The organism is Candidatus Pelagibacter sp. PS_11, assembly GCF_059417975.1.
In genome coordinates this window covers 1,287,380-1,304,890 of record NZ_CM182075.1, presented here as the reverse complement: position 1 = coordinate 1,304,890, position 17,511 = coordinate 1,287,380, and the positions used below count along the sequence as shown (strand labels likewise).

The window sequence follows — 17,511 nt, the reverse complement described above, 5'->3', positions numbered from 1 at the left end:
CTTAAATTTGCTCCATTTGTATATCTAATTAACATAAATGAAAAAAACTAAAATAGATCATTATACTGATAAAGAAGCTCTAGAATTTCACAGCTTAAATAAGCCAGGAAAAATAGAAATAAATTCTTCAAAACCAATGACAACTAAGAGAGATTTGGCATTAGCTTATTCTCCTGGTGTTGCAGTTCCAGTTCAAGCAATCGCTGACGATCCAGAGACAGCATACGATTATACATCTAAAGGAAATTTAGTTGCAGTGATAAGTAATGGATCAGCTATTTTAGGAATGGGTAATTTAGGAGCACTTGCATCTAAACCTGTCATGGAAGGAAAGGCAGTTTTATTTAAAAGATTTGCCGATATAGATTCTATTGACTTAGAAATTGACTCTCAAGATTCCGATGAAATTATTAATAGTATTAAAAACTTTGCATGCAGTTTTGGTGGTATTAACTTAGAAGATATCGCAGCTCCTGATTGTTTTATAATTGAAGAAAAATTAAAAGAAATTTTAGATATTCCAGTTTTTCATGACGATCAACATGGAACAGCAATTATAACTACAGCTGCATTAATTAACGCCCTAGATATTAGTGGTAAATCAATAAAAGACATTAAAGTTGTTGTAAATGGAGCAGGTGCATCAGCAATTGCTTGTACAAATTTGTTTAAAAATAGTGGTGTACCTAGTGAAAATGTAATCATGCTTGATCGTAAAGGGGTGGTCTATAGAGGTAGAACTGAGGGGATGGACCAGTGGAAATCTGCCCATGCAATAGAAACTAAAAAAAGAACTTTAGAAGAAGCTATAAATGGAGCTGACGTATTTTTAGGATTATCTGCCAAAGGAGCTTTGAAAAAAGAGTTAGTAAAAACTATGGCTAAGAACCCAATAATTTTTGCCTGCGCAAATCCTGATCCTGAAATTACACCTGAAGAAATAATGGAAGTTAGAGATGATGTCATTATTGCTACTGGAAGATCTGATTATCCCAACCAAGTAAACAATTTAATTGGTTTTCCTTATATTTTTAGAGGAGCATTAGACGTAAGAGCTACAACTATTAATGAGGAAATGAAGGTTGCAGCTGCAAACGCAATTGCAAAATTAGCAAGAGAAGATGTTCCAGATGAAGTTGTTGCCGCAATGGGAGGAGATCGTCCTAAATATGGAAAAGATTATATAATTCCATCCACGTTTGATCCAAGACTGATTAGTGTAATTCCTGCAGCTGTTGCAAAAGCTGCTATGGATAGTGGTGTTGCAAAAAAACCTATAAAAGATTTTGAGGCTTATAGAGACCAACTCAAACAAAGGCTAGATCCCTCAGTAACTATTATGCAAGGTATTAACTCTCATATCAAAAAAAATCAAAAGAGAATTGTTTTTGCAGATGGAGAAGACGAAAACACTCTTAAGGCGGCAATTGCATTTAAAAATTCTAAATTAGGTACACCAATTTTAATTGGTAAAAAAAATAAAATTAAAGAAAGAATAAAAGAAATTGGCTACAATGAAAATTTTGATATCGAAATAGTTAATTCTGAAGACACAACAAAAAGAGAGAAGTACGTAAACTTTTTATTTGAAAAATTGCAAAGAGAGAAAGGTCTTTTGGAAAGAGATTGTGATAGATTAGTTAGAAATGATAGGGTTATATGGGCATCTTGTATGGTTGCTTGTGGTGATGCAGATGGTGCTGTCACTGGAAATACTAGAAGATTTGGAGCTTCTTTTGATAAAGTTACACAAGTTGTAGATGCTAGACCAGGTGAAATCATGTTTGGATTAAATATGGTTGTTGCTAAAGGAAAAACTATTTTTGTTGGAGACACAAGTGTAAATGAATATCCAAGTTCAGAGGAGCTTGCAGAGATTGCAATTTCATCCGCTAGAGTAGTTAAAATGTTTGGCTTTGTTCCAAAAGTTGCTTTTGTTTCTCACTCTACTTTTGGTCAACCTCTAACAAGTAGAACTAAACATATAAAAAAAGCTGTTGAAATTTTAAAAGATAAAAATGTAGATTTTGATTTTGATGGAGACATGCAGCCAGATGTTGCCTTAAATGAAGAATACAAAGAATTATATCCTTTCTCAAGTATTGTAGGAAATGCAAATATATTAATAATGCCGGGCCAACACAGTGCTGCTATTTCTTATAAAATGATGAAAAGCTTAGGTGAGACAAAAGTTATTGGTCCTCTATTAATTGGATTGGGTCAACCCATTGAAATAGCTCCTTTAAGGTCATCTACTTCAGAAATCATAAATTTAGCATCAGTTGCTGCCTACTCCGCTGATGTAATTAATTATAAAAAAAGTTAATTTTTTTGAATTCTTAAATCTTCAACCAAGACAATACTTGCAATAACATCTTCTACATCTAGTATTTCTTTTGCTTCATTTATTACTTCTTTTCTTTCTTCTGTGGTTAAAGAAATCCCATAAATAAATATTTTTTTCTTATAAGTGTCAATTTGATAATTGGTTGCTTTAATTTTTTTGTTAAATATTAAAGCAGTACGAAGTTGGGATGTAATTAACAAATCTTTAGCTGATTGTTTGAAATTAAAATCTTCTTTTATTTTAATATCGTTTTTAACTGACCTTGCACCTTTTGTTTCCCATGCAAGTTTAGTAATTTGAAGTTTTTCTTCAGGATCATCTACTTTTCCTGTTACAAATATTTTTCCATCTAAAACTTTTGTGTTAACAGCTAAGATATAGCTCTTGTCTCTTAGGGCTAATTTTGCAGCTAAACTTTTTTGCATCACAGAATCATCTATTTGAGTCCCTAAAGATCTTGGATCAAACGCAACACTAACACCTGTTCCAAAAACTCCTTTTGAGCTAATCCCAACACATCCTGTTAAGATTAAAAAAATCAAACTTATTAAAAATATTTTATTTTTCATTTTTCATTTTTAGACAATAATTATAAATTTCTTTTTTTGATACATTCGTATTTTGACTAATTAAATCTGTAATATCTTTTATACTTAATTTTTTAATTAATTTTTGAATATTTATTTTATCAGATTCTTTTAACATTATCGATGAATTTTTTTCTTTTACCTTTTCAGAAATAACAATTGTTAACTCTCCTTTGGGATCAGATTTAAATGGTTCAAGTGTCTTTACATCTGTTCTTATATATTCCTCATAAAATTTGGTCATTTCTCTGCAAACCAAAATTTTTCTATTTAAAAAGTAACGTTTTAAATCTTTTATTGATCTATTAAATTTTCGTGGAGAAATAAAAAAAACAATACAACCCTCTAAATTTGCAAGTCTTTCGAAATCTTCGTTTAATTTGGTATTTTTCTCCGGAAAAAAACCATAAAAAAAATATTTTTCATTAAATCCACTTATGGAAACTGCAGAAGAAACAGCTGACGCACCCGGAATTGGGAAGATATCTATTTCGTTAATAACACATTCATTGACCAATATAGCCCCTGGATCTGAGACCGATGGAGTTCCAGCGTCAGAAATCAAAGAAACAACCAATCCTGATTTTAAAATATCAATTACTTTCGATAAATTTTTTTTTTCATTAAATTTATGATTTGCAATAAGTTTTGATTTAATTTCATACCGTTCTAATAAATTTTTTGAAATACGTGTATCCTCACACAGTACATAATCGGATTTTCTTAATACTTCTAGGGCTCTTAAAGTGATGTCGCTTAAGTTTCCAATTGGAGTAGATACAATATAAAGACCACTTTTAACTTTATTATTTATATTTTCAGTATGTAGAATCATCAAATTATAATAGTTATAATAATAACATTAAAATGAACAAAATTATTAAAATTATACTTTTTTTAGCTTTTGGTTTCTTAATTACTCCAGTAGCACTCTTGGCAAATGAGAAAATTAGGATTGGTCTTCTTGTCCCTTTAACTGGAAAGAACTCTGAAATTGGTCAATCTATAATTAGATCTACACGTCTTGCAATTAATACAATAAACAATGCATCAATTGAGATTATACCAAAAGATACACAGTCAAGCCCTGAGGTCACTTTAGGGGCAGCCAAAGAGTTAGCTAATTTAGGAATAAAAATTGTTGTTGGTCCAGTTTTTAACGAAAGTTTAATTTACCTAGATGAGTTAAATGAATTAACATTCTTGGCTCTAACTAATAAAAATGATAATTTTTCTAAAAACATTATTAACACTGGAATTAATGCAACTTCACAACTAAATGCAATTAAGAAGTTTATAGAATTAAACGAAATAAAAAAAACTATCTTTCTTACTCCAGATGTAAGTTTTAAAAATGAAATTGAAAAAGCTATTTCTAATTCTAAAATAAAAATATTAGAAAATTATATTTATAATACTGACCCGACTAAACTTACCAAACAAATTGAAAAAATTACACGTTATGAAATTAGAAAACAAAACCTTGAAGATGAAATAAATAGACTAGAGAAATCGGAACAAAGCAATAAAGAGTTCTTAATTGAAAGGTTAAAAAAAAGAGATACTCTTGGTAGCGTAAAATTTGACTCAGTGGTAATTTCTGATTTTGATGAAAGTTTAAAAAGTGTAACAACTTCCCTGCTTTATACGGATATAACTCCTAAAGAAAAATATTTTATTACTCTTAATCAATGGTTTGATGAGTCTCTTTTAAAAGAGACAAGCTCACAACCCTTGTATTTTCCCTCTGCAAATAAAGATAATTATGATGAATTTTCTAATGAATATTTTGAAAAATATAATCAGTACCCTAATCAATTGTCATTTTTAAGTTATGACTTGGTTGGGCTTGTGTATTATTTAATTCTTCAAAACGAATCTGTTATTGATAAAAAAATGTTTACTAAAAAAACCTTGTTTGAAGGAAAGGTTGGAGTTTTTGAAATTAAAAACAATAAGATTAATCATATTTTAAATTTTTATAAAGCTGAAGATGGAGAATTTAAAAAAGTTTTTTGATTTTTTTAAAAGCTCTAAATCTATGATCTATTTTATATTTCTGTGATGCTCTCATTTCACCAAATGTAATTTTTTTTCCAAGTGGTATGAAAATAGGATCATAACCAAAACCATTTTTACCTTTTATAACTGGTGAAATAAAACCCTCAATCTTTCCAATAGAATTTATTATTTCTTTATTTTTATTATAAATGGTTAAGGCACAAATAAACCTGGCCTTAATTTTTTTCTCTCGCCAATTTTTGTCTTTTTTATCTAACTCCTTAAAAATTCTATACATTGCTTTTTTAAAATCGCCTTTTTTACCTCCCCATCTAGCTGAATAAATTCCAGGATCTCCATCTAAAATATCTATTTCTAAACCTGAGTCATCAGACAGACATGTCATTTTTGATTTTTTAGAAAAAAATTTAGCTTTGATTAAAGAGTTTTCCTTAAATGTCTTGCCATTTTCAGGAGGGCTTTTTATTTTAAAGTCCTGTGGAGAGTATATTTCAACATTTTTAGGCAATAAATCCTTAATTTCTCTTAATTTTCCTTTATTATTAGTGCCTACCAACAATTTTATAATTTTATTCTTTAACATCTAGCAATTATCAAATTTCATACCATATAAGTTGTTATGGAAAAAGATCAAAACATTAATTCTGAAAACCAAAATGAAGAAATTAAAGAGAATGAAGCTGAGGAGCAGAACCAAGTAGAACAAGAAATTTCAGCTGATAAAACAGAAGAAGCAAAAGAGATTACACTTGAAGAAAAAATTAAGGAGTTAGAAGATAAGCTTACCAGAACTTTTGCTGAAATGGAAAATCAAAGAAGAAGATTTGAAAAAGAAAAAGATGATGCTTTTGATTATGGTGGATTTTCTTTTGCAAAAGAAACTTTAAATTTAATTGATAATCTTGAGAGATCAAAACAAATTTTAGAAAGTGATGAAGTATTAAAAGATACCGAAGCTTTAAAAAAAACTTTAGAGCATTTTGAAATTATTAGTAAAGATATGGTGTCAATTTTTTCAAAAAATGGAATTACACCTGTTGTTTCTATTGGTAAAAAATTGGATCCCAATCAACACCAAGCTATGATGGAAATTGATGATGATCAAAAAGAACCTGGGACAATAGTTCAAGAAATTCAAAAAGGTTTTATGATGAAAGATAGACTTTTAAGACCAGCATTAGTCGGAGTTTCAAAAAAAACTAAAACTCCAGATGATCAAAAAAGCGAGGAAAATAAAGAGAATTCAGACATTTAATTATAATTGTAAGAACTTGTAGATTGAAAATTAACACTTATATGAAGGGAAGGAATTAAATTATGAGCAAGATTATAGGAATAGATTTAGGAACAACAAATTCATGTGTGTCTATCATGGAAGGTAGTCAGCCAAAAGTTTTAGAAAATGCTGAGGGTGCAAGAACAACTCCTTCGGTTGTAGCATTTACTGAGGATGGGGAAAAACTAGTAGGTCAACCTGCAAAAAGACAAGCTGTGACCAACCCTGAAAATACTATTTTTGCCGTAAAAAGATTAATTGGAAGAAATTTTGAAGACCCTACTGTAAAAAAAGATATTGCAGCTGCACCTTTTAAAATTGTAAATTCAGAAAAAGGAGATGCTTGGATTGAAGCTAGAGGGGAAAAATACTCACCCTCTCAAATTTCAGCTTTTATTCTTCAAAAAATGAAGGAAACAGCTGAAAAATATTTAGGCCAAGAAGTAACTAAAGCTGTAATTACGGTTCCTGCATATTTTAATGATGCTCAAAGACAGGCAACAAAAGATGCTGGTAAAATTGCTGGCCTTGAAGTTTTAAGAATTATTAATGAACCAACGGCTGCTTCTCTTGCTTACGGTTTAGATAAAAAACAAAATAAAAAAATAGCTGTTTATGACCTAGGTGGTGGAACTTTTGATGTCTCTATCCTTGAGTTGGGTGATGGTGTATTTGAAGTTAAATCTACAAATGGAGATACATTTTTGGGTGGCGAAGACTTTGACAATACAATCGTTGATTATTTAATTGGTGAATTTAAAAAAGATTCTGGAATTGATTTAAGATCAGATAAATTGGCTCTTCAAAGATTAAAAGAAGCTGCTGAAAAAGCAAAAATTGAATTATCTTCTGCAGAGCAAACAGATGTTAATTTACCTTTTATAACAGCTGATAAAACTGGTCCAAAACATATCAATCTAAAAATGACTAGAGCAAAATTAGAAGCTTTGGTTGAAGATTTAATCTCAAGAACATTACCACCATGTAAAACTGCTCTTAAAGATGCAGGGCTTACTGCTAGTGAAATTGATGAAATTGTAATGGTTGGTGGAATGACAAGAATGCCTAAAGTTCTAGCTGAAGTTAAAAACTTTTTTGGTAAAGAACCTAATAAAAGTGTAAACCCTGATGAAGTTGTTGCAATGGGTGCTGCAATCCAAGCTGGTGTTCTTCAAGGAGACGTTAAAGATGTCCTTCTTTTAGATGTAACACCTTTATCGCTTGGAATTGAAACATTAGGTGGAGTTTCAACAAAATTAATTGAAAAAAATACAACAATACCAACAAAAAAAAGCCAAGTATTTTCAACAGCTGATGACAACCAACCTGCTGTATCAATCAGAGTGCTTCAAGGTGAAAGAGAAATGGCATCTGACAATAAAATGTTAGGAAACTTTGAACTAGTTGGGATCGCACCTGCTCCAAGAGGAGTGCCTCAAATAGAAGTGACTTTTGATATTGATGCAAATGGAATTGTGAGTGTTTCTGCTAAAGATAAAGGAACTGGAAAAGAACAAAAAATTCAAATCCAGGCCTCAGGTGGCTTAAGTGATGAAGAGATTGAAAAAATGGTAAAAGATGCTGAAGCAAATAAAGAAGAGGACAAAAAGAAAAGAGAATCTGTTGATGCTAGAAATCAAGCAGACACTCTTTTACACTCTACTGAAAAAAATTTAAAAGAGCATGGTGCCAAAGTTTCAGATGCTGATAAAAAAGCAATTGAAGATGCCTCAACTGACTTAAAAGAAGCTATTAAAGGAACTGATACTGAAGAAATTAAGAAGAAAACTGAAACTTTAGTTCAAGCCTCTATGAAATTAGGTGAAGCAATTTATAAATCTCAAGAGAAAAAAGAAGGTTCACCAAAAGAAGGTGATAAAAATGATGAAGGAAAAAAAGACGATAATGTAGTTGATGCTGACTTTGAAGAAGTTAAAGAAGAAAGCAAAGAAGGCAAAGAAGAAGATAAAGAAAAAAGCGCCTAAGACTTACAGCAACTATCATCTTAAAGTAACTTATGGCTAAAAGAGATTTTTATGACGTCTTAGGGGTTAGCAAAAGTGCAAGCCCTGAAGAATTAAAATCTGCTTACCGTAAATTAGCTGTAAAATATCACCCAGACAAAAACCCAGGTGATAAAGCCTCAGAAGATAAATTTAAAGAAGCTGGTGAAGCTTACGGCATCCTTTCAGATAAAGAAAAGAAACAAAACTACGATAACTTTGGCCACGCTGCTTTTGAGGGTGGTGGAGGCAGACAAGGAGGAGGCTTTGGTGGTGGTTTTGGTGGAGCTGATTTTTCAGATATATTTGAAGATTTTTTTGGAGATTTTGGTGGTGGACAATCAAGGGGAAGAAGAAAAACTAATAATAGAGGTTCTGATCTTCGATATGATTTATCTATTACCCTTGAAGAAGCATATGAGGGTAAAAAACAAGATATAAAATTCTCAACTACAGAAAAATGTAATACTTGCAGAGGTAATGGTTCTAAACCTGGTCATTCTCCAGACAGATGTACGGTTTGCGGTGGAAATGGTAAAGTAAGATCTAACCAAGGTTTTTTTACAGTTCAACAAACTTGTCCTCAATGTGCAGGCTCTGGTGAAGAAATAACAAATCCATGCACAGATTGTAATGGTCAAGGTAACAAACAAGCTTCAAAAAAAATATCAGTTACAATACCCAAGGGTGTCGATGATGGAACTAGGATTAGATTAGCTGGAAAAGGTGAAGCAGGATCCAAAGGTGGGGCAAGCGGTGATCTATATCTTTTTGTAAATGTACATTCACATGATTTATTTAAAAGATCTGATGAAAACTTATTCTTTGAATTTCCTATATCTTTTGCAGATGCTGCATTAGGAACCACAATAGAAATACCAACAATTGATGGTGGAAAAGCCAAAATAAAAATACCTGATGGAACTCAAAATGGAAAACAATTTAGATTAAAGGGTAAAGGTATGCCCTATATGAGAGGTAGTGGAAATGGAGACCTTTATGTCCAAGTAAATACTGAAGTTCCTATTTCTTTAAATAAAGAACAAAAAGCGTTACTTGAAAAATTTAGAGAAATTGAAAACGAAAAGTCCAATCCAAGTATCAAACAATTCTTTCAAAAAGCTAGGAGTTTTTGGAAAAACTAAAGACTAATTAAGTAAAAAAGGTTAATATTTTCCTAAATGAAAAAGATTAATTTAGCTATTTCTGGCTGTTTAGGGAGAATGGGTCAACAGCTTATTAAATCCTCAAAAAATAATAAAAACTTTAGATTAGTTTCTCTTACCGAAAATAAAGCTATCAGTAAAAAAATTGCTGGCATCAAGCTTGATGTAAACACTGAACAAGCTTTTAAAAAAACTGATGTAATAATAGATTTTACAGTCCCAAACTGTACTTTAGATATTTTAAAAATTGCATCTAAATTAAAAAAAAGAGTAGTAATTGGAACAACAGGATTTAATCAAAAAGAAGAGGCCTTGATTAAAAAATTTTCTAAAACTATTCCAATTTTAAAAGCTGGGAATATGAGCCTTGGTGTTAATTTATTAATGTATTTAACTGAAATTGCCTCAAAGTCACTAAATGAAGAATATTTAAGCAAGGTATTTGAAGTTCATCACAAACACAAAAAAGATTACCCATCAGGAACAGCTTTAATGCTAGGAAAAGGAATTGCAGATGGAAAAAATAAAACCCTTTATAACTTAATGGGTAAAAAATTTTTAAATAAAAAATCTTTTCCTTATGGAAAAAAAATTAATTTCAATTCAATTAGAAAAGGTGAAATTATTGGTGAACATGAAGTTACATTTTCTAGTGGAAAAGAAATAATAAAATTAAATCATGAGGCTTTTGATAGAGCACTTTATTCAGATGGAGCTCTAACTGCTGCAAAATGGTTGATTAATAAAAAACCAGGACTTTATTCGATGAGAGATTTATTGAACTTTAGATAATGGATGAAAAAGATAAAGCAAAAAAAATACTAAAAATTTTAAATAAACTTTATCCAACAACCCCTATCCCACTAGATCATACTAGTAACTTTACTCTCTTAATGTCGGTTCTTTTATCAGCACAATGTACTGATCTAAATGTTAACAATGTAACTAGAAATATATATCCAAAATATAATAAACCTGAGCATTTTGTAAAATTAGGCAAAAAACGAATAGAAAAATTAATTAAAAGTATTGGCCTTTTTCGAGTTAAAGCAAAAAGCATCTATTTAATGTCTAAACAGCTTCTAGAAAAGCATGGTGGCAAAGTGCCCAAAAGCTTTGAAGACCTCGAAAAACTGCCCGGTGTAGGCCATAAAACAGCAAGTGTGGTTATGTCTCAAGGTTTTGGGGTTCCAGCCTTTGCAGTTGATACTCACATACATCGATTAGCTCAAAGATGGGGCTTAACAAATGGTAAAAATGTTATTCAAACAGAAAAAGATTTAAAAAGAATATTTCCAGAAAAAACATGGAGTAAATTACACCTACAAATAATTTATTATGGAAGAGAGTTTTGTAAAGCCAGAGAGTGTCATGGTTTGACTTGTAAAATTTGTACGACTTGTTATCCTAATCGAAGAAATCCAGTTAAAATAAAAAAAACTTAATATGAAAATACTAGGAATTGGTAATGCAATTGTTGATGTTATTTGCAAAGTTGACGATCAATATCTGATAAATAATCAATTAACAAAAAGCACAATGAAACTAGTTGATGAAAGTGAGTTTAAAAAACTTTTATCAACTCTTAAAATTGAAGAAACAGTTTCTGGTGGATCTGTTGCAAATTCTATTGTTGGCCTGTCTCAATTGGGAAATGATGTTGGGTTTGTGGGTAAGATTAATGCTGATGAATTGGGAAAAAAATATGAAGAAGGTCTGACTAAAGAAAAAGTTCAATATTTTTATAATAAAAAAGAGGAAGTTTCACCAACTGGAACTTGTTTAATCTTGATCACACCTGATGCAGAAAGAACTATGGTTACATTTTTAGGAATTGCAGGAAAAATTAACCAAAATGATATTAATGAAAAAGCTGTAAAAGAAAGTGAAATGATATTTTTAGAAGGATATTTATGGGATGAAGGAGAACCAAAGTCAGCTTTTGATAAAGCGATGTCACTCTCTAATACTAAAGCAATGTCTTTATCAGATCAATTTTGTGTGGAGAGACATAAAAGTGACTTTTTAGATTTAGTTAAAAATAAACTTGATATTACCTTTGCTAATGAACAAGAAATCAGAGCATTAATTGATGCTAAAAGCTTTGAAGATGTTACTGAATTTGGAAAACAACTAGGAAAACTTTTAATTATCACACGTGGTGAAAAAGGAAGCATTGCTATTAAAAATCAAGAAATTATAGAATGTCAAAGCAAACCAAATTTAAAAATTGTAGACTTAACGGGTGCTGGAGACCTCTTTGCGGCTGGTTTTCTTCATGGGTTAATTAATAATATCTCAACAAAAGAATGTCTTGAAAAAGGAACTGAAATGTCTTCAAAGATAATCCAAAAAGTTGGCGCTAGACTAGATTAAGCTATTTTAGTCAATAAAATAGCCTTTTTTATGGCTTAATATAAATTTTTCATCATCAAATAAATCGCTTATTTTTTTTCGCAATCTATATATATGTGTTTCTACAGTATGGGTTTCCATATTTGCTGAGTAACCCCATATATTTTTTTGTAAATCTGCAACATTGTGTTTAATTTTTGTATTATTTAAATATAAAATAATTTCAATTTCTTTTTCTGTTAATTTTAACTTTAAATTGTCTTTAGAGAGAAATTTAGAATTTAAATTTAAATCATATCCTTTAATAACCAATTTAGATTGTTGGTTAAATTTTAATTTTATTAATTTAATATTGATTAATTCTAATAATTTTTTTAAGGATAGAGGTAAATCATTAAAATCTAAAAAGTTTTTATCAGTTATATTATTATTTAATAATAATTTATAGTCAGTTTTTGATATTACTAGAAAATCTATTTTATCTAAATCAAGATTGTTTCTTAAATCTTCTTCATTCTTAATTTTTATAATTTTAAAAGATAAATTTTCTTTTATCTCGTCTAAAATTTCATATAGTGAATTAAAATTTATAATAAAAACATTTTGCATAATTATATTTAATATCACCTATGATAATTCATGTGCCAAATAAAAACACTCTTATAATTGATGATTTTAGATTAAGATGTTGTATTGGAAAAAATGGCATAAATTCTAACAAAAAAGAAGGTGATCATTCAACTCCTAAAGGGTTATTTAAATTAAGAAAATTATATTTTAGAAAAGATCGTGTTGGTATTCCGGAGTGCAAAATCTATAAAAAAAATATAAAAAAAAATATGGCTTGGTGTGATGATCAAAACCACAAAAAATACAATGAAGAATTTAAAACTCAGAATAAAAGACTTAAAGAAAATCTACACAGAAATGATCATAAGTACGATTATATAATTTCAATTAGTCACAATGAAAGAAAAATACCAGGCAAAGGAAGTGCTGTGTTTATTCATTTAACAAACAATTACAAACCCACAGCAGGATGTATTGCTTTAATAAAAAAAGATTTTGAAATATTGTTAAAATTAATTGATCAAAAAACTAAAATCAAAATAGGTTAAGTTCTGTTACCAAATATTTTTGAACCTACTCTGACATATGTTGCACTGTTTTTAATTGCCTCCAAGTAATCTCCTGACATGCCCATACTTAATTCTGTAAAATTTAACTTTTGGTTTACTTTGCTCATCTCAAAGAAAAATTTTTCTGTATTTCCGTTGTTTGGTGGAATGCACATTGTGCCAATAATATCTAAATTCAAGTCCTTACAAAATTTATAAAAATCATCCAATCTTTCTTTATTTATTCCAGATTTTTGATCTTCATTACCAATATTAACTTGAATAAATATCTTGGGTTTTTTTCCTTGTTTGATTTGTTCATCAGAAATTTTATTAGCTAATTTTTCACTATCCAATGAATGAATATAATCAAATATTTTTAAAGCAAATTTAACTTTATTAGTTTGAAGTCTTCCAATTAAATGAAGTTTTATGCTATTCTTTTTATTTTTTATATCACTCCATTTATCTATTGCTTCTTGTACTTTATTTTCACCAAAATCTAAATGTCCATGATTTATCAATGGCAATATACTGTCTATAGGATGTGTTTTACTTACAGCAATAATTTTTGGTGATTTAGTAATGGTATTAAGATTGATAATATTTGATTGTATTTCTTTTTCAATCTGAATTAAATTATAAACACTTTTATGCATAGCAAGTTACCTAAATTATATTTTTTTATTAATACATATGATGAAAATCATATCAGAAAATTGCCAAAAAAAGTTGCAATAATTTTTAGAAATTATGAAACAGAATATGATGAGGGGTTAATTCTTAATATCAAAAGAGCTTGTCAAAAACAAGGTAGAAATTTTTTCTTATCCAACAATTTAAAATTAGCAATAAAACTTAATTTGGATGGTGTGTATTTGCCATCATTTAATAAAAGTATAAATTTTAATAAAAGTAATTTCAAAAAAGATTTTATTATTATTGGCTCTGCACATTCTGTACCAGAAATAAAAATAAAAGAACAACAAGGTGTAAAATTAATTTTTTTATCACCTATATTTAAAATTAATAAAAGTAAAAAATTTTTAGGCCCTATAAGGTTTAATCTGCTTGCAGCAAAGACAAATGTAAGAGTGATTGCTCTAGGTGGTATTAATCAATTAAATATTAACAAACTAAATTTGTTAAAAAACTATGGTTTTGCAGGAATTTCTTATTTTATTAATCATAATAATATATAAAAAATAACAATGAATAATATTGAAAATGAAATTAAAATTTTACTAAATTTATTTAATAGTGCTAAATATGATATCTTAATCAGTAAAACAAAAAAGCTTATTAAAAAAATTCCTGAATATTTAATTTTATACAATATTTTAGGATCTGCCTATCAAAGTATTGGTGATCTAAAACTAGCTAAAGAGACTTTTATCAAAGGTTATAAAATGGATCCAAACAATATAGCAATCATGAATAATTTAGCTAATGTTTACAAAAATATCGGTGAAATTGAACAATCTGAAGATTTATTTAAAAAAATAATAAAAAAAAAACCTGATTACGTTAATGCCTATGTAAACTATGGTAACCTTAAACGAGATAATAACGATTTTGAATTTGCTATAGATCTATACAACAAAGCCTTAGAAATAAATCCACAAATTCCAACTATTTTTTATTCTTTAGCTCTTGCTTATCAAGGTTTAGGAAATTTTGACCTTGCAATAGATTATGCAAAAAAGACTCTTGAAATTGAACCAAGGTTTACACAGGCAGATATGTTAATTTCTCAGTCAAAAAAATATCAAGTTAAAGATTCACATTACGAAGAAATGAATTCTAAAAAAGATAATCTAATATTAAATGATGACCAAAAAACAAATTTATTTTTTGCTCTTGCAAAAGCAGAGGAAGATATGGGTTTAATTGAAAAATCATTCAACAATTTGGATTTAGCTAATACAATACGTAGAAAATCATTAAACTTTAATATCAATAATGAAACTAATTTTTTTGATCAATTAAAAAATATTTTTTCAAAAGCTAAATTTGACACAAATATTACTGACACAATAAATAAAAAAAAAATAATATTTATTCTTGGAATGCCAAGATCTGGCACTTCTTTAACTGAGCAAATAATAACCTCTCATTCAAGTGTTTTTGGGGCAGGAGAACTTCCTCAGCTCTCTAGAATAGTCAAGACTAAGCTTATGATGAATGACGATTTATCAAAAGAGAATATATCCAATTTATTTTCAAATGAAGAATTTGTTAATGAATTAAGAGCTGATTATTATGATTTTTTAAAAAGATTTAACGCATCTGAGCCTTTTATAACTGATAAAGCTCCATTAAATTTTAGATGGATTGGCTTTATTAAAATACTTTTTCCTAATTCTAAAATTATACATTGCTCAAGAGATCCAAAAGATAACTGTCTATCAATTTTTAAAAATTTCTTTGAGGGGGGGTTAGATTTTGGATACAATCAAAAAGAGCTTGGTACATATTATAATCTTTATTTAGATCTTATGAGATTTTGGAAAGAAAAATTTCCCAATTCAATCTATGATGCTCAATATGAAAAAATCATTGAAGATCCTGAAAATGAAATTAAAAAGATGATAAAATTTTGTGATCTAGATTGGGAAGAAAATTGCTTGAAATTTTATAACAACAAAACTCCAATTAAGACATTAAGTACTGCACAAGCTAGAAAACCAATTTATACAAGTTCAAAAAATTCATTTGAAAAGTTTGCTGCTTATCTTACTGATTTAAATAAATTAATTTAGATTTTAGACAAAAAAAAAGCCCCAATAAATTGGGGCTTTTTTCTATAATTTTTAAACTGTATTAGAATGCAAATGAAACAGCAATTTCTGTCATTTTATCATTTGATCCAGCAGATCCAGCCATGTTAGAACCTTCGTTTTGGTTTCCAGCAATTTTCATTGAACCCATAGTGTATGCAATAGCGATACCTTCTAAGTCTTCAGTTACGTGTGCAGCTGAATTGTTAGCAAACTCAGTTTCTGCTTCACCGTAAGAAACTGAAAGGTTTTCATTGATGTTAAAAGCAACACCCCATCTGTTAGAGTATTGACTTACACCATTGTTTCCACCAGCATCTTCAGTTGACTCTTGGTAACCAATTGTTACAGGTCCGATAGAGTAATTAACGAAACCAGTCATATTAGTTGTATCACCATTATCACCTGCAGTTGAAGCTGTTTGTCCCGCTTCTACTTCACCATAACCAAAACCTAGTGCTAAGCCATCAATGCCTAACATAGAGCCATCAGTTGTTAATGCGAAGTCATAACCAGAACCTTCACCATCAGCAGATGAAGCACCATCAGCGTTAGATGTGCCTGATCCTCTTTTGATAGCACCATTAAAAGTTACACCACCGAAAGTGTTAACGTAATTTAATACACCAGAACTTCCAACAGCACCAACTCTACCACTTGTAGTAGTGTCTAGACCATCCCAGATTTCTTCAGCAGCAGTCGGCGTTTTATCATCGATTGTAGCTAATCCAGATCCTGAACCTTGGTCTAATGATAAGTTTCCTAAATCACCCATATCAACTGATAATCTAGCTGATGACATTCCAGCAAATTGATCTTTTGATACTTGCATGTAAGAAACAGTCATTCCGTTAACTTCACCTGAAGCAGTAAATGCTAGGTTAGTTTTCATACCAAGTGGGTTACCAGTTACTTCTGTACTATCTTCTGATGTGTAAGTTAACACAGTAGCACCACTTACTGACATTTCTGCAGCGTTAGCTGAGAATGCAACAAGAGAACCAGCTAAAGCTGTTAATCCTATTTTTTTCATATCATTCATGTTTATTCCTTTTGTTATTGTTTTCATTAATGAATGCATAATAAATATACGTAAATTTATATATTTGCTGTTTTTTAGCATTTTTTAACAATTTTTTTTCTATTTGTTGCATAAATATCACATTTTTTATGACTATTTTGCTTGTTTTTTCAAGCAATTTTCCTGAAAAGTGTTAATTAACTAAAAACCTTATTTGCACTAATGAACAAAATTTTACAATTCAAAAAAATAATCTTGATTTTAATTTTAATCACATTTTCCCTAACGCTTAATTCTTGTGGAATTTACAGAAAAACTGATGCTAGAGAAATTCCAACAAATGCTAATGACAGAATAGCAAAGAATGTTAAAGAAGGTAGGGGTTTTAAAATTGGCAACGTTGGAAATCGTGGTTCTGGTGATTTTCAATTTGCTTCATCAAATCCTCTATGGAGAGCTTCATTAGAAAAATTAAATTTTGCCCCTTTAAACAATGTTGATTATGCAGGTGGAATAATTGTAACTGATTGGTTTAGTAACGAAACTTCCAATGAAGAGATCAAAATTACCATTAGATTTTTAACTAACGAAATAAGATCTGATGCTATCAATGTAATCATTCATAAAAAAATTTGTAGCGCTCAAAATAATTGTAAGATTACTAAAATTGAAAATGATTTAAATGGAGAAATAAAATTCGAAATTTTAAAAAAAGCAGCACAAATTAAAAATAATGACGTTGCAACAATAAAAGAAGAAACTGGAGATTACAAAATCCCTGGAAAAAATTTTTAAGTAATTTAAATTGTTTTATTATTTAATTGATTAAACCATTT

Annotated in this window: 18 protein-coding genes; 12 read left to right on the top strand and 6 right to left on the bottom strand. The window is 29.4% G+C overall.

Features of this window, described 5'->3' with window-relative positions:
* The first annotated feature begins 37 nt into the window (after positions 1-37).
* Positions 38-2,326, top strand: coding sequence for an NADP-dependent malic enzyme (locus AC5SLT_RS06895; protein WP_494591868.1), 2,289 nt, complete (start codon positions 38-40; stop codon positions 2,324-2,326).
* Here AC5SLT_RS06895 and AC5SLT_RS06890 read toward each other — a convergent pair.
* Both AC5SLT_RS06890 and rsmI read right to left on the bottom strand, forming a co-directional pair.
* A complete protein-coding gene (locus tag AC5SLT_RS06890) occupies positions 2,323-2,916 on the bottom strand; it encodes a BON domain-containing protein (RefSeq protein ID WP_494591866.1) in 594 nt (197 codons plus the stop codon). The genes AC5SLT_RS06895 and AC5SLT_RS06890 overlap by 4 nt on opposite strands.
* Entirely contained in the window at positions 2,906-3,769 is an 864-nt protein-coding gene (rsmI, locus tag AC5SLT_RS06885) for a 16S rRNA (cytidine(1402)-2'-O)-methyltransferase (RefSeq protein ID WP_494591864.1), read from the bottom strand. Before rsmI ends, AC5SLT_RS06890 begins: the two co-directional genes overlap by 11 nt.
* A gap of 32 nt (positions 3,770-3,801) precedes the next feature.
* On the opposite strand from rsmI, the gene AC5SLT_RS06880 reads away from it, so the two are divergent.
* A complete protein-coding gene (locus tag AC5SLT_RS06880; RefSeq protein WP_494591862.1) occupies positions 3,802-4,953 on the top strand; it encodes an ABC transporter substrate-binding protein in 1,152 nt (383 codons plus the stop codon).
* On the opposite strand, the gene rdgB is transcribed toward AC5SLT_RS06880, so the two are convergent.
* Entirely contained in the window at positions 4,937-5,539 is a 603-nt protein-coding gene (gene rdgB / locus AC5SLT_RS06875; RefSeq protein ID WP_494591861.1) for an RdgB/HAM1 family non-canonical purine NTP pyrophosphatase, read from the bottom strand. The two genes, AC5SLT_RS06880 and rdgB, sit on opposite strands and share 17 nt — an antisense overlap.
* 36 nt (positions 5,540-5,575) lie before the next feature.
* On the opposite strand from rdgB, the gene AC5SLT_RS06870 reads away from it, so the two are divergent.
* The 6 genes from AC5SLT_RS06870 to AC5SLT_RS06845 all read left to right on the top strand — a co-directional run bounded on the left by AC5SLT_RS06870 (position 5,576) and on the right by AC5SLT_RS06845 (position 11,777).
* Positions 5,576-6,211, top strand: coding sequence for a nucleotide exchange factor GrpE (locus AC5SLT_RS06870; RefSeq protein ID WP_494591860.1), 636 nt, complete (start codon positions 5,576-5,578; stop codon positions 6,209-6,211).
* 62 nt (positions 6,212-6,273) lie between these two features.
* Positions 6,274-8,217 carry a molecular chaperone DnaK gene (gene dnaK, locus AC5SLT_RS06865; RefSeq protein ID WP_494591858.1) on the top strand — a complete coding sequence of 648 codons (1,944 nt, stop codon included), beginning with the start codon at positions 6,274-6,276 and terminating at the stop codon, positions 8,215-8,217.
* 32 nt (positions 8,218-8,249) lie between these two features.
* Positions 8,250-9,380, top strand: coding sequence for a molecular chaperone DnaJ (dnaJ, locus tag AC5SLT_RS06860; protein ID WP_494591856.1), 1,131 nt, complete (start codon positions 8,250-8,252; stop codon positions 9,378-9,380).
* 36 nt (positions 9,381-9,416) lie between these two features.
* A complete protein-coding gene (gene dapB, locus AC5SLT_RS06855; protein WP_494591855.1) occupies positions 9,417-10,193 on the top strand; it encodes a 4-hydroxy-tetrahydrodipicolinate reductase in 777 nt (258 codons plus the stop codon).
* Complete coding sequence (gene nth, locus AC5SLT_RS06850) at positions 10,193-10,846, top strand: endonuclease III (RefSeq protein WP_494591853.1); 654 nt, start codon at positions 10,193-10,195, stop codon at positions 10,844-10,846. Before dapB ends, nth begins: the two co-directional genes overlap by 1 nt.
* Before the next feature lies 1 nt (position 10,847).
* Positions 10,848-11,777 (top strand): adenosine kinase, encoded by a 930-nt coding sequence (locus tag AC5SLT_RS06845; RefSeq protein ID WP_494591851.1) that lies wholly within the window; start codon positions 10,848-10,850, stop codon positions 11,775-11,777.
* Positions 11,778-11,783: 6 nt separating this feature from the next.
* Here the strand turns inward: AC5SLT_RS06845 and AC5SLT_RS06840 are convergent, their stop codons facing one another.
* Entirely contained in the window at positions 11,784-12,365 is a 582-nt protein-coding gene (locus AC5SLT_RS06840; RefSeq protein ID WP_494591849.1) for a winged helix-turn-helix domain-containing protein, read from the bottom strand.
* A gap of 32 nt (positions 12,366-12,397) precedes the next feature.
* Between AC5SLT_RS06840 and AC5SLT_RS06835 the strand changes: the two genes are divergently transcribed.
* A complete protein-coding gene (locus AC5SLT_RS06835) occupies positions 12,398-12,874 on the top strand; it encodes a L,D-transpeptidase family protein (RefSeq protein ID WP_494591847.1) in 477 nt (158 codons plus the stop codon).
* On the opposite strand, the gene AC5SLT_RS06830 is transcribed toward AC5SLT_RS06835, so the two are convergent.
* Positions 12,871-13,533 carry a YggS family pyridoxal phosphate-dependent enzyme gene (locus tag AC5SLT_RS06830; protein ID WP_494591846.1) on the bottom strand — a complete coding sequence of 221 codons (663 nt, stop codon included), beginning with the start codon at positions 13,531-13,533 and terminating at the stop codon, positions 12,871-12,873. The genes AC5SLT_RS06835 and AC5SLT_RS06830 overlap by 4 nt on opposite strands.
* Between AC5SLT_RS06830 and AC5SLT_RS06825 the strand changes: the two genes are divergently transcribed.
* A complete protein-coding gene (locus AC5SLT_RS06825; RefSeq protein WP_494591845.1) occupies positions 13,528-14,076 on the top strand; it encodes a thiamine phosphate synthase in 549 nt (182 codons plus the stop codon). The genes AC5SLT_RS06830 and AC5SLT_RS06825 overlap by 6 nt on opposite strands.
* Before the next feature lie 9 nt (positions 14,077-14,085).
* The gene (locus AC5SLT_RS06820; RefSeq protein WP_494591844.1) at positions 14,086-15,636 is read left to right on the top strand and encodes a tetratricopeptide repeat-containing sulfotransferase family protein; all 1,551 of its coding nucleotides are present in this window, start codon (positions 14,086-14,088) and stop codon (positions 15,634-15,636) included.
* 61 nt (positions 15,637-15,697) lie between these two features.
* Here the strand turns inward: AC5SLT_RS06820 and AC5SLT_RS06815 are convergent, their stop codons facing one another.
* Positions 15,698-16,723, bottom strand: a complete 1,026-nt coding sequence (locus AC5SLT_RS06815; protein ID WP_494591843.1) for a hypothetical protein — start codon at positions 16,721-16,723, stop codon at positions 15,698-15,700.
* Between the two features lie 174 nt (positions 16,724-16,897).
* On the opposite strand from AC5SLT_RS06815, the gene AC5SLT_RS06810 reads away from it, so the two are divergent.
* Entirely contained in the window at positions 16,898-17,470 is a 573-nt protein-coding gene (locus AC5SLT_RS06810; RefSeq protein WP_494591842.1) for a DUF3576 domain-containing protein, read from the top strand.
* The last annotated feature ends 41 nt before the right edge of the window (positions 17,471-17,511 follow it).